Source organism: Aquibaculum sediminis (genome assembly GCF_040712085.1).
Classification (GTDB): domain Bacteria; phylum Pseudomonadota; class Alphaproteobacteria; order Kiloniellales; family DSM-21159; genus Aquibaculum; species Aquibaculum sediminis.
Genome location: NZ_JBFCVK010000002.1, coordinates 59340 through 70558 on the forward strand (window position 1 = coordinate 59340; position 11219 = coordinate 70558).

13 protein-coding genes and 1 riboswitch are annotated in these 11219 nt (G+C 66.1%); of the genes, 1 reads left to right on the forward strand and 12 read right to left on the reverse strand.

From position 1 onward, the window contains the following. Positions 1–5: 5 nt before the first annotated feature. From ABZ720_RS02965 to cbiE, 9 genes are all read right to left on the reverse strand, one after another. Positions 6–782, reverse strand: coding sequence for an ABC transporter ATP-binding protein (locus tag ABZ720_RS02965; RefSeq protein WP_366553659.1), 777 nt, complete (start codon positions 780–782; stop codon positions 6–8). Beyond that, positions 779–1801 carry a FecCD family ABC transporter permease gene (locus tag ABZ720_RS02970; protein ID WP_366553661.1) on the reverse strand — a complete coding sequence of 341 codons (1023 nt, stop codon included), beginning with the start codon at positions 1799–1801 and terminating at the stop codon, positions 779–781. The genes ABZ720_RS02965 and ABZ720_RS02970 overlap by 4 nt, the downstream gene beginning before the upstream one ends. Positions 1802–1812: 11 nt before the next feature. Then, on the reverse strand, positions 1813–2823 hold the full coding sequence (locus ABZ720_RS02975; protein ID WP_366553663.1) for an ABC transporter substrate-binding protein: 1011 nt from the start codon (positions 2821–2823) through the stop codon (positions 1813–1815). A gap of 99 nt (positions 2824–2922) precedes the next feature. Then, positions 2923–3114: riboswitch (cobalamin riboswitch) on the reverse strand. Between the two features lie 122 nt (positions 3115–3236). Then, positions 3237–3971, reverse strand: coding sequence for a precorrin-6A synthase (deacetylating) (cobF, locus tag ABZ720_RS02980; RefSeq protein ID WP_366553665.1), 735 nt, complete (start codon positions 3969–3971; stop codon positions 3237–3239). Beyond that, positions 3964–4698 carry a uroporphyrinogen-III C-methyltransferase gene (cobA, locus tag ABZ720_RS02985; RefSeq protein WP_366553667.1) on the reverse strand — a complete coding sequence of 245 codons (735 nt, stop codon included), beginning with the start codon at positions 4696–4698 and terminating at the stop codon, positions 3964–3966. The genes cobF and cobA overlap by 8 nt, the downstream gene beginning before the upstream one ends. Then, a complete protein-coding gene (locus ABZ720_RS02990) occupies positions 4695–6023 on the reverse strand; it encodes a cobyrinic acid a,c-diamide synthase CobB (protein WP_366553669.1) in 1329 nt (442 codons plus the stop codon). Before ABZ720_RS02990 ends, cobA begins: the two co-directional genes overlap by 4 nt. Beyond that, complete coding sequence (gene cobM, locus ABZ720_RS02995) at positions 6016–6810, reverse strand: precorrin-4 C(11)-methyltransferase (protein ID WP_366553671.1); 795 nt, start codon at positions 6808–6810, stop codon at positions 6016–6018. Before cobM ends, ABZ720_RS02990 begins: the two co-directional genes overlap by 8 nt. Then, complete coding sequence (locus ABZ720_RS03000; RefSeq protein WP_366553673.1) at positions 6807–7208, reverse strand: cobalamin biosynthesis protein; 402 nt, start codon at positions 7206–7208, stop codon at positions 6807–6809. Before ABZ720_RS03000 ends, cobM begins: the two co-directional genes overlap by 4 nt. Beyond that, positions 7190–8389 carry a precorrin-6y C5,15-methyltransferase (decarboxylating) subunit CbiE gene (cbiE, locus tag ABZ720_RS03005; protein WP_366553675.1) on the reverse strand — a complete coding sequence of 400 codons (1200 nt, stop codon included), beginning with the start codon at positions 8387–8389 and terminating at the stop codon, positions 7190–7192. Before cbiE ends, ABZ720_RS03000 begins: the two co-directional genes overlap by 19 nt. On the opposite strand from cbiE, the gene ABZ720_RS03010 reads away from it, so the two are divergent. Beyond that, positions 8388–9143: a cobalt-precorrin-6A reductase gene (locus ABZ720_RS03010; protein WP_366553677.1), complete on the forward strand. Its 756-nt coding sequence runs from the start codon at positions 8388–8390 to the stop codon at positions 9141–9143. The two genes, cbiE and ABZ720_RS03010, sit on opposite strands and share 2 nt — an antisense overlap. Here ABZ720_RS03010 and cobJ read toward each other — a convergent pair. Genes cobJ through ABZ720_RS03025 form a run of 3 tightly spaced genes read right to left on the reverse strand, consistent with a single transcriptional unit; the run spans position 9116 to position 11219 of the window. Beyond that, positions 9116–9868, reverse strand: a complete 753-nt coding sequence (gene cobJ / locus ABZ720_RS03015) for a precorrin-3B C(17)-methyltransferase (RefSeq protein ID WP_366553679.1) — start codon at positions 9866–9868, stop codon at positions 9116–9118. The genes ABZ720_RS03010 and cobJ overlap by 28 nt on opposite strands. Next, positions 9865–10593, reverse strand: coding sequence for a precorrin-2 C(20)-methyltransferase (locus ABZ720_RS03020; RefSeq protein WP_366553681.1), 729 nt, complete (start codon positions 10591–10593; stop codon positions 9865–9867). The genes cobJ and ABZ720_RS03020 overlap by 4 nt, the downstream gene beginning before the upstream one ends. Next, entirely contained in the window at positions 10590–11219 is a 630-nt protein-coding gene (locus ABZ720_RS03025) for a precorrin-8X methylmutase (protein WP_366553683.1), read from the reverse strand. Before ABZ720_RS03025 ends, ABZ720_RS03020 begins: the two co-directional genes overlap by 4 nt.

The window sequence follows — 11219 nt, forward strand, 5'->3', positions numbered from 1 at the left end:
TCCTTTCAGGTGAGGCGTTGGAAGGAAAAGACCGGCCGCCCGCCTGCGGGATGAGGGATCAGTTCGGCCTCGACGTCGAAAATGTCGCGGATCAGCTGCGGGGTCAGCACCGCTGCTGGAGGTCCGAAAGCTGCGCAACGGCCTGCAGTCAGCACCGCCAGCCGATCACAGCGCAGCGCATGCTGCATGTCATGCAGGGCGATCACGGTGGTGACAGGAAGCTTCGCGATCAGGTCAAGGATGCTGATCTGGTGACGAATATCGAGATGGCTGGTCGGCTCGTCCAGAAGCAGGATCTGTGGCGCTTGCGCATGGGCACGAGCGATCTGGACGCGCTGACGCTCTCCGCCTGAAAGCGACGACCACTCGCGGGCCGACATGGCCTGCATATCGACGGCCCGTAGCGCGGCAGTGACTGCTTCATCATCCTCTTTCCCCCATGGGCGCAAGGCGTTGAGCCATGGCGTACGACCAAGCTCCACCGCGTCGCGAACCGAGATGCGATCACCGGTCTCGGCCGCCTGCGCAACAAGTGCGATACGCTGCGCGATTTCCCGCCGTCGCAGTTGAGCCAGTGGCTGGCCAGCCAATTGAACCTCGCCTCGGCTCGGGCGGACAAGCCCCGCCATCATATGCAGCAGCGTGGATTTGCCGGAACCGTTCGGCCCGATCAGGCCCAGCATCTCACCTGAATGGAGGCTCAGGTTGATATCCGACACAATGTTCTGGCCCCGAACGGACCAACCCGCCTCGATCACCTCGAGGATCGGCACGCCAGTCATCGGTGGCGGCCCCGGATCATGATGATCGCAAAGGCCGGGGCACCTATCAGCGCAGTGATGACACCGATGGGCAGTACCTGGCCGGGCATGACTATGCGCGAGACAACGTCCGAAAGAACAAGGAACACCGCGCCCGCCAGCGCGGTTGCCGGGACGAGGCGGGCATGGCGTGCGCCCACCAGAAAGCGCATAGCGTGGGGTACGACAAGTCCCACGAAACCGATGGCACCCGAGATCGAGACCATGATTGCCGTGACCAGCGCCGCCACCCCGATCAGCACCGCTTGTGTGCGCCGCACGTCAACACCAAGCGCGGCGGCACTGTCAGCGCCAAAGGTAAAGGCGTCCAGTGACCGGACATGCCACAGCGTCACGCCGAGGGCTGCACTGGCCATGGGCAGCGCCACCCAGGCATCCGGCCAGCGCACCCCGGACAGATTTCCGAGAAGCCAGAACATAATACCGCGTGCCTGTTCGCCACTGGCTGATTGAGCAATGATCAGCGCTGTCAGTGCATTGAAAAGCTGCGAGCCGGCGATACCTGCGAGGATAATGATTCCAGCTCCACGCATACCGCTGCCGCCCCCGGCCGCACGTGCGAGCAAGGCAACGAGACCGAAGGCGGCCAACGCCCCGATGAAAGCGCCGGCTGACATGCTGAGCAGCCCTGCGCCGATGCCCATTACCGCCACCGTAACGGCGCCTGTCGAGGCCCCGGCTGAGATCCCCAGCAAGTAGGGTTCAGCCAGTGCGTTGCGGAGCAAAGCCTGCAGGACCAACCCCGACAGCGCGAGGCTGGCGCCGCCGCAGGCGGCCACTACCGCACGCGACAATCGATAGTGCCAGATCACGCTGGCATCTATCGGATCAAGAATTCGATCCGCGACCCCGGTCTTGACGGCCAGAACCTCTACGACGACGGCGAACGGTATTCTTGTCTCACCAACCGCGGTTCCGAACAGCAGCACCGCGGCCAGCACGACGGGAGCCAGCCATAGCCAGTCCGTGCGGCGGACCACGACGCCTTGCCTCACTTTGACAGCCCGAACTCCAACAGCGACTGCGAGAGAGCCTCGAGCGCGAATATGGAGCGGACCGAGGGGTCCATCGCGTTGGCTTCCATGGTCAGGATGCGTTCGTTCTTGACGGCATCCATCTCGCGGGTGAGGGGGTCGCTCACCAGGAAGTCGCGCTTGACCCCAATATCGTCGGCTGGGAAGCGGCGGCGGTCCATCTCCGCGGCAACGATAAATGTCGGCTCCGACTTTGCGATCATTTCCCAACCCACCGTCGGCCACTCCTCTTGTGAGGTAGTGATGTTCTGGATGCCAAGCGTGGTCAGCATCCACCCAGGCACAGCATTTATGCCTGCTACATAAGGGTCGATTTGAAGATCGGCCGAGGAGTACCAAAAGACCCCCGATACGTTCCCCGGAAGATTGAGAGATTGCGCTTTTTCGACTGCTGCGGCCTCGCGCGCTTTCAACGCCTCAGTAAGTTCCTCGCCGCGATCCCAAACATCGAAGATCAACGCCAGCTCCTCGATGCTCTGGTAGAGCAGCCCGGTGTCGAACAGCTCAGTCCGCGCCCCATCTATGTTCTCCGTGTTGTCCTTACCGATACATTCAGTGGGCATGATCCAGCTCGGAATCTTGGCATCGTCGAACATTTCACGCGTGCCCACGATGCCTTGCGGCCCGATCATCCATTCGTAGGCGGTGATGACGAGTTCCGGTCTCTTCTGGAGAACGCTCTCAAAGCTCGGCGCGTTGTCGGAGAGGCGCTCGACTCCCTGATCCACTTCAGCGAACTCGGGCAAAACCGGATTAATCCAGAGCGCGGTGCCCGCCACCTTGTCGGCGAGGCCCAACATATAGAGGATTTCGGTCGTACTCTGACCGACGCTGACAACGCTTTCCGGCGCGCTCTCTATCGTAATTTCATGGCCGCAGCTCGTCAGTGTCAGAGGGTACTCGGTGCTGGCGAAGGCTGCAGACGTGAAAGTGACGGCAGCGGCCGTTCCCGCAATCAACCTCAACATGATGGTCCTTTCCGTTGCGTTACGAGCCAGACGGAAAGGCGGACTGGAATCGAGCGACGATGATACCTGTCGCAAGTCCCGCCCGAGCCGACCCGCTCGGTTGGCGATCCTGTGTCGGCAGGTCTCCTGACTGGTGGGTCTTCGCTGACTCGTCCTTCCCAGACTTCTTGTCCAGTGGATCGTTCGAATTCAGCTCGCCACCTACAGTTGCGGGGGCAGTTCCGTTTCGCCGGGGGCCGGCGGCGGATTCCCTTTTAGTTCCTCGTGGAAACCGACGGTCTTCCTATAGACGACCTCACTCAGACTGGCAACCGCACCACGGCGAGAAGTCGTGCCGACGGCCTGTCGCATTGCACGGCACACTGCCCGGCACACTGCCCAATTGTGACTTATGCCCGGCAACTCCGGGCACATTAGGCCCGGCGTATCAGATAGGTATCCATGATCCAGCCGTGCCGGGCCCGGGCCTCGGCTCGCCGCCGAACGATACGTGAACCGGCCTCGACGAGAGGACCGGCATCAAGAACTTCCTCGGGCATTCCAAGGAAGGCGCCCCACCAGATGTGGAGGCCCTCTGGTTCCAGATGCTGGAAACTGCACTCTCCGTCGAGCATCACCACCAGCGTGTCCGCTCCGTCGGGCCAGCCATGATCCCGCAGACGCCGTCCGGTGGTAACGATAACCGAGCCGTTCACTTTGTTGAACGGAATTGCATGGGCGGCGGTCAAGGCCTGGAGCGCGGTGATCCCCGGGACGACGCGCAGGCGTGGCTGGGGGTCGAGCCGCGCGGCAATGCGGAGCGTTGAATCGTAGAGCCCGGGATCGCCCCAGACCAGCAGCGCAATAGGGCCGTCGGGTTGGTATCTCTCGATCGTCTCCGACCAGATACGGGCAATCTCATCGTGCCAGCGGGTCACACGCTCGGCATAGGCAAGAGTCTCGTCGCGCACCGGCATGTCGAACTCTGCCACCGCTGCCGAACTCTCGCAGTCGTGCAGGATCCTGTGCCGCAGATCAGCCAGATCGTGCTTGCCGGGGCCTTTGCGCGGAACGAGTACGAGCGCGGCCTTGCGGAGTGCAGCACGCGCCTCCAGAGTGACATGGGCGCTGTTGCCCGTACCGACTCCGATGAGCCAGAGGTCACGCACTCTCCGCTCCAATGTCCGCGAGTGGCCCGAAGAAAATGAGCCCGGGCTTCGGGCCGACATCCTGCGCGATGCGAGCGGCCAGACCGGCGAGGGTGAAGCGGGTGATAACCTGGTCGGGTGTTCCGACTGCCTCGGCGAGCAGCGCCGGGGTTTCGGGAGACAAACCGCGTGCGATGAGCGCTTCGGCCAGTGCAGGAAAGGTGCGCTTTCCCATGAAGACCACGGTGCAGGCGGCTGGATCGGCGAGGGCCTCCAGATCAAGATCGGCTGGAAGCCGCCCCTCGGCATCATGTCCCGTGACGAACTGCACGCGCCGCGCGCTCAGGCGTCGGGTGAGCGGAATACCCGCCGCGGCGGCGGCAGCGAGAGGTGAGGCCACGCCAGGGACAATCTCGTAGGCGATCCCGGCCTCCTCCAGGGCGACAAGCTCCTCCTCGAGCCGCCCGAACAAGCCGCAGTCGCCGGACTTGAGCCGTACGATCCGGCCGCCGCCTTGCGCGTATTCAACGAGGAGCCGGCTGACATGGTGCTGGCGGGGCGAGGGGCGTCCCGCTCGCTTGCCCACCCCCACCAGATCGGCGCCCGGCCGCGCATGGGCGAGGATATGCCCGGCTGAGAGGTCGTCGTAGAGGACCGCATCCGCGCGCTTCAGCCGATCGAGAGCCTTCAGCGTCAGAAGCTCGGGATCGCCCGGCCCGGACCCTACGAAGCTGACGAAGCCGCTCAAGCACCTTCCCCCGCGATCAGGTGAAAGAAAGTTCCGGAGACCTTGCCGCGCCGCGACCCCGTTTCAGGCACCGGCCCGCCGTCCGCATCGGTCACGGCCGCCAGGGGCGGGTCGGGCTGCTCGACGATGGTCGAATAGTGAAACTCGTGCCCGCGCAGCACTGCCCCCGCTCCGTATCCCGGCATCGGCGCGGCGAGAATGGCGCGGCGGTAGCCGAGGTGGAATTTCCGGGTCTCGTAGGAGCTTACAAGGCCAAGGAGCCCTGCCATCGGGTGGCGTATTCCATCCTTGTCGATGAGCGCCGTGCCAAGCGTCATGTAGCCACCACATTCCCCATGCACCGGCTTTACCTCGGCATGAGCGCGCACCCCAGCCAAAAAGCGCGAGGCGGCGGAGAGACGGCCTGCGTGAAGCTCTGGGTAGCCGCCGGGCAGCCAGACAAGATCGGCGTGCGCGTCGGGCGCTTCGTCTGCCAGGGGCGAAAAGGGAAGTACTTCGGCCCCCGCGGCGGTCCATCCTTCGAGCAGATGTGGATAGGTGAAAGAAAAGGCCGCGTCCTGCGCCAACGCGATCCGCTGAGCGGGCGGCCTCGGCAGCGGACCGCCCATCGGTGCCCCACCACAGCGGGCAGCGGCGCGAATAGCATCCAGATCGACATGCTCGCGCAGGAAGGCGGCATAGCGCCCTATGGCGGCCTCAAGATCGGGATGCTCCACCGCTTGAATAAGGCCCAGATGTCGCTCGGGTAAGGTGAGATCGCCGCGCCGGGGCAGCACGCCCAGGACCGGAAGCCCGGCACGCTCCATGCCCAGACGGGTCAGGCGCTCGTGCCGGGCGCTTGCGACGCGGTTCAGGATTACGCCGGCGAAGGGCAGTTCCCGATCGAACTGGGTGAATCCCAAGGCGCTGGCCGCGGCCGACTGCGCCTGTCCGCCGACATCGAGGACGAGGATCACCGGCCACCCCATCGTCTTCGCCGTTTCGGCGCTCGATCCCCGCCCCATTCGGCCGCGTGTCGCGACGCCGTCATAAAGCCCCATCGACCCCTCGGCCAGGCAGATGTCGGCGCCACGCGCCTGTCCGGCGGTGGCGGCGATCAACTCCTCGCCCATCGCCCAATTGTCGAGGTTGAAGGAGGGGCGCCCGCAGGCCGCGCGGTGAAACGCGGGATCGATGTAGTCCGGCCCCGACTTGTAGGGTTGCACAACCAGCCCCTCGTCGGCCAGCGCGCGCAGGAGCCCAAGCATGACCGTCGTCTTGCCCGTGCCCGACGAGGGAGCCGAGACCAGAAGGCCCGGCGGCCAACTGCCCCCCGCTTCAGTCATCGCCAAGGTTCCAGTCCGCCCAAGGACTTTCGGCGGATAGCGGCCGAAAGCGGCGGTCGTAGTCGGGCGCATAAAGACGGCTTTCCGCAAAGTCCGCCTGGCCGAGGGCCGGGCCCACAAGGATGAGAGCCGTGCGCTCTATGCCCTCGGGCATCGCGGCTTCGAGAGTCTCGAGCGTCGCGCGCACGATCCTTTCCTCCGGCCAACTCGCGCGCCAGATCACGGCCACCGGGCAGCCGGCTCCATAATGCGCTGTGAGGTCCGCGACCACAGTGGCCAGATTCTGGACCGACAGATGAATGGCGAGGGTCGCCCCTGTAGCGGCGAAGGCAGCGAGCGTCTCACCCTCCGGCATCGAAGACGCGCGCCCTGGCGTGCGGGTCAGCACGACCGATTGCGCGACGCCTGGCAGAGTCAGTTCCGCGCCCAAAGCCGCGGCCGCGGCGGCAAAAGACGGCACGCCCGGTGTGACCGTATAGGGGATACCCACCTCCTTGAGCCTCCGGACCTGTTCGCCCATGGCGGACCAGACCGAGAGATCGCCGGAATGCAGCCGCGCCACGTCCTGCTCCGCAGCCTGCGCCGCCTCAATCTCAGCCATGATGGCGTCGAGATCGAGCGGCGCGGTGTTCACGATCCGCGCGCCGGGCGGGCAGTGAGCAAGCACGGCCTGCGGTACGAGAGAGCCGGCGTAGAGGCAAACAGGACAGGTTGCGATGAGGTCGCGCCCGCGCAGCGTCAAAAGGTCCGGCGCGCCGGGGCCGGCGCCGATGAAGTGTACAGTCATAGCCCTTCTCCTTCGGCAAGTGCGCAGGTGGCCATGCCGTCACTTGAGATTACCCGCGGCCCCAGCAGCCGTGCCCCCGCTCCGGCAGCCGCCAGGGCAGCGGCTTCGGCGACACTGTCCGTGCCCCGGGCGGCGCGGGACGCCTCGGATTTGGTGCCGGTCTTCTGCGCCGCGAGGGTAGCGCTGTCAATCCCACGCACAGGCAGTCCGAAGCGTCCGGCAAAAGCTCTGAAGGCTAGGGTGCCGGCCTTGTCCACGGCGGTCGCGAGGACGGTGGTCGTAAGGCCGGCGGCCCGCGGCGGCCTCCCGCCCGCCCGGGCGAAGGCATCCGACAGGCTTTTGGACGTCGCTGCCGCCCGGAATCCGAAGCCCGCGGCAATCACAGAGTCACCCGCCATTGCACGATCGGCCGGGCGGGCGACCAACCGCGCTTCGACCCAAGCGGCGCGGCCTTGGCAAGCTCAATGCGCAGCAGATCGCCGCCCAGCCGCGCTGAGCAGGCGGCCAGGAGCGCTTCGGATTCCAGCGTGACGGCGTGGGCGACAAGGCGGGTGCCGGCGCGGAGCCGGCCGCGGAGATCGCTGATAAGGTCTTCGGACAGCCCCCCGCCCACAAAGACGGCCTGTGGTGCCGGCAGTCCTTCAAGCGCGGCAGGCGCCTTACCCTCCACCACCTGCAGGCGGTCCAGGCCAAAGTAATCGCCATTGGTCCGCATTCGCTGGGCGCGGTTCGGGCGCGCCTCGACACTGACGGCCTGCATCAGGGGATGAGACAGGCACCACTCCACGGCGATGGATCCGGACCCGCCGCCGATATCCCAGAGCGTCTCGCCGGCGCGGGGCGCCAGCGCGGACAGGGCGAGCGCGCGAAGCGGCCGCTTGGTGATCTGGCCGTCCAGCTCAAAGAAGTCGTCCTCAATGCCCGAGGCACAGGGCACCACCTGGCCCTTGCCCGCAATCTCGACAGCAACAGCGACCGGATGCGCGAACTCTTCGTCGCTCAGGGCGTCCGCCCGGGCTTCACTGATCCGCTCGCGCGAGCCACCAAGCGCTTCCATGACGATCAAGCGGCTCTCCGGGAAGCCTTGCGTATCGAGATAGCACGCGAGTTCGGCCACCGCAGCACCGTCGCGCAAGAGGAGGATTGCGTGCAGACCGGGCACCAAATGCGGCCGCAGCCGCGCAAGCGGTGCGGCATGAAGCCCAAGACAGAGAGTCCGCTCGAGCGGCCAGCCAAGCCGGTTCGCCGCCAGAGAGAAACTGGAGGGTCCCGGAAGCGCCTGCCACTCGCCGCGCCCGAACGCCCGCGCGATGACTGTGCCCGCACCGAACCAGAAGGGGTCGCCTGAAGCGAGCACCACCACACGCCGTCCGCGCAGGCTTGAGAGGATCGGCAGGCCGTCTGCGAAGGGCACCGGCCACGCGATCCGCTCGGCCTTCAGATCGAGCAGCAGCGACAGATGGCGCTCAGGCCCCATCAACACCTCAGCCTGCTCCAGCGCGCGGCGGCTTGCAGCAGACAGCCCCTCCGGTCCATCCTCGCCAAGCCCGACGATGGTGATCCATGGAGCCTCAGCCATGCGCCCAAACCTCTTGATCCTGGCCGGCACGACCGAGGCGGCGGCGCTCGCCCGCGCGCTGTCCAAAAGAGGCCTGACCGCAACCCTGTCCTTCGCCGGCCGCGTCGCTCGGCCGCTGCCCCAGCCGCTGCCTCAGCGGATCGGCGGGTTTGGCGGTCCTGAAGGTCTCGCGGCCTGGCTCCAGACACACCGCATCACCCATGTGATCGACGCCACCCATCCTTTCGCCGTGCAGATGAGTCGCAATGCGGTAGCGGCCTGCGCCAAGGTGGACGTGCCCCTCCTTGGGCTGACCCGCTCGCCCTGGACGCCTCTCCCCGGCGATCATTGGATCCACGTGCCAGACCTCGCCGCCGCCGTCGCGAAACTCAATCAGCCCCGAAGCCGCGTCATGCTGGCTGTGGGGCGCATGCATCTCGCAGCCTTCGCCCCGAACCCACAGCACTTCTATCTTCTGCGACTCGTCGATCCGCCCGCAGCAAACCCGCCCTTTCCCGATGCCGAGGTGATCGTCGATCGGGGCCCTTTCGATGAAGCGGCCGACCGCGCGCTCATGGAGCAGTACGGGATCGAACTTGTGGTGTCGAAGAACTCCGGTGGCACCGGCGCCCATGCCAAAATTGCGGCCGCACGTACGCTCGGGCTTCCGGTGGTGATGATCGACAGGCCCACCCCACCTGCGCGGGCGGAGGTTCATGACGTGGAGGGCGTGCTCGCGTGGGTCGCTCATGCCAGAACCGATCTGGGCGTGTAAACCAGGGGCTCCTCCTCGCGCGTTATGATCCGCGTCAGGGAGGACCCCACGAGGACGACCGTGCGCATATCGGCCATCTCCGGCGCTGCGTCGGCAAGTGCGACAACGCGCAGGCTTTCCTGGGGCGTCGAGACCGCGCGTGCGAACACCAGCACACGCTCCGCCTCGCAGACTTCGCGCAGAAGCGTCAGCGCACGACCAAATCCTTCCGGCCGCGCTGCTGAGCGGGGGTTGTAGAGGGCCATCGCGAAGTCTGCCTCGACAGCGAGGCGCAGGCGCCGCTCGATAACTTCCCATGGCTTGAGGTTGTCGGAGAGATTGATCGTGCAGAAATCATGGCCGAGGGGCGCACCCACCCGCGCCGCGGCGGCGAGCATCGCGGTGATGCCCGGGAGAACCCGAATGTCCAGGTCACGCCAGGCAGCGGGCCCTGCCTCGATCACTTCAAGCACCGCCGAAGCCATCGCGAAGACCCCTGGATCGCCGGAGCTGACGACCACCACCCGCCGCCGCTCCATCGCCATGGTGATGGCGTGCCGCGCCCGGTCCAGTTCCTCCCTATTGTCCGTTTCATGCCTGATGAGCCCGCTTCGCGCAGGCACGCGCCCGACATAGGGGCCATAGCCCACAAGGTCGGTCGCCTCCGCCAGCACCTCGGACACCTGCGGCGTTATAAGATCCGCATCGCCCGGTCCCAGCCCCGCGATGGTCAGCCAGCCCCTCATGGCCGTCGCCCCTGACCGTGCACGACGATCACGGAAAAATAGGGCGGGCTAAGTTCCTCCGCGCCGGCCAGCGGGATGACCCGCTCACCGGGCAGGCTCGCACACTCAACGAGCCACGCGCGCTCGAGCTTTCCCGCCGTCGCCAGTGCCGCCCTTACTTTCGGCAGGTTGCGGCCCACCTTCATCACCACGATGGCATCGGCATCGCCCATTCGGCGCGCGAGCTCTGCCTCGCGCATCGTTCCAGTCAGAACGCACAGCACGTCGTCGCCCCAGGTCACGGGAATGCCGGTCGCCGTCCAAGCCGCCGACATGCCGGTGATCGCCGGCACCACCTCGACCGGAACATGCTCCTTCAGCCGGGCGTGTAGATGCATGAAGGAGCCATAGAAGAAGGGATCACCCTCACAGAGAACAACGACGTCCGCGCCGGCCTCTGCCAGCCGGCGAAGCTTTGCCGATGCTTCGGCATAGAAGCGGGAGAGACAGGCTGCATACTCAGGATCATCGAAGGGAATTTCGGTGGTTACCGGATACTCCATTGCGATCTCGACCGCGCCCGCGCGCAGCATGCCCTCGACGATGGTTCGCGCCCGTCCCCGCCGACCCGCTTTGCGAAAGTAGGCGATATGGCCTGTCTCCCGCACCAGCCGATCCGCCCGAACTGCCATGAGCTCCGGGTCGCCGGGGCCGAGACCGACACCGTAGATCGTGCCCGCGCTCATTCTGCACGGCTCGCGATGGCGTTGACGGCGGCCACGGTGATGGCGCTTCCGCCCAGGCGACCCTTGACGATCAGGCAGGGTGCGGGCTGCACCTCCCACAGCGCCTCCTTGGATTCAGCCGCCCCGACGAAGCCCACGGGGCAACCGATGATGGCCGCGGGGGGCGGGCAATCGGGATCCTCCATCATTTCCAGCAGGCGGAACAGAGCCGTGGGCGCATTACCGATGGCGACGAGCGCGCCGGCGAGATGCGGCCGCCACAGCTCCAGTGCCGCCGCGGAGCGGGTGGTGTTCAGTCTCCGGGCGAGGTCTGGGACCTCCTTGTCCTGAAGGGTACAGATCACGGGATTGTTTGCCGGCAGGCGCTGGCGCGTGATGCCCTCGCTGACCATCCGCGCATCGCAGAGAATGGGCGCTCCCGCTGCCAGCGCCGCGCGCGCGATCCCGACCATCTCGGGCGAGAAGAGGACATGGTCCTCCAGCCCAACCAATCCCGCGGCGTGGATCATCCGTACGGCGACCCCTTCCTCGTCGGCGTCGAAGCGGGTGAGATCTGCCTCTGTCCTGATCGTCGCGAAGCTCTCGGCGTAGATCGCCGCACCGTCCGTCTCGTAACTGTATGGCAT

What these genes read in the sequence shown, in the direction of transcription:
- ABZ720_RS03020 (WP_366553681.1), bottom strand. Translation starts at nt 10,593, where the DNA reads ATGAGCGCGGGCACGATCTACGGTGTCGGTCTCGGCCCCGGCGACCCG.
- ABZ720_RS02975 (WP_366553663.1), bottom strand. Translation starts at nt 2,823, where the DNA reads ATGTTGAGGTTGATTGCGGGAACGGCCGCTGCCGTCACTTTCACGTCT.
- cbiE (WP_366553675.1), bottom strand. Translation starts at nt 8,389, where the DNA reads ATGGCTGAGGCTCCATGGATCACCATCGTCGGGCTTGGCGAGGATGGA.
- ABZ720_RS03010 (WP_366553677.1), top strand. Translation starts at nt 8,388, where the DNA reads ATGCGCCCAAACCTCTTGATCCTGGCCGGCACGACCGAGGCGGCGGCG.
- ABZ720_RS03000 (WP_366553673.1), bottom strand. Translation starts at nt 7,208, where the DNA reads ATGGCGGGTGACTCTGTGATTGCCGCGGGCTTCGGATTCCGGGCGGCA.
- ABZ720_RS02990 (WP_366553669.1), bottom strand. Translation starts at nt 6,023, where the DNA reads ATGACTGAAGCGGGGGGCAGTTGGCCGCCGGGCCTTCTGGTCTCGGCT.
- ABZ720_RS03025 (WP_366553683.1), bottom strand. Translation starts at nt 11,219, where the DNA reads ATGCCATACAGTTACGAGACGGACGGTGCGGCGATCTACGCCGAGAGC.
- ABZ720_RS02965 (WP_366553659.1), bottom strand. Translation starts at nt 782, where the DNA reads ATGACTGGCGTGCCGATCCTCGAGGTGATCGAGGCGGGTTGGTCCGTT.
- cobJ (WP_366553679.1), bottom strand. Translation starts at nt 9,868, where the DNA reads ATGAGGGGCTGGCTGACCATCGCGGGGCTGGGACCGGGCGATGCGGAT.
- cobM (WP_366553671.1), bottom strand. Translation starts at nt 6,810, where the DNA reads ATGACTGTACACTTCATCGGCGCCGGCCCCGGCGCGCCGGACCTTTTG.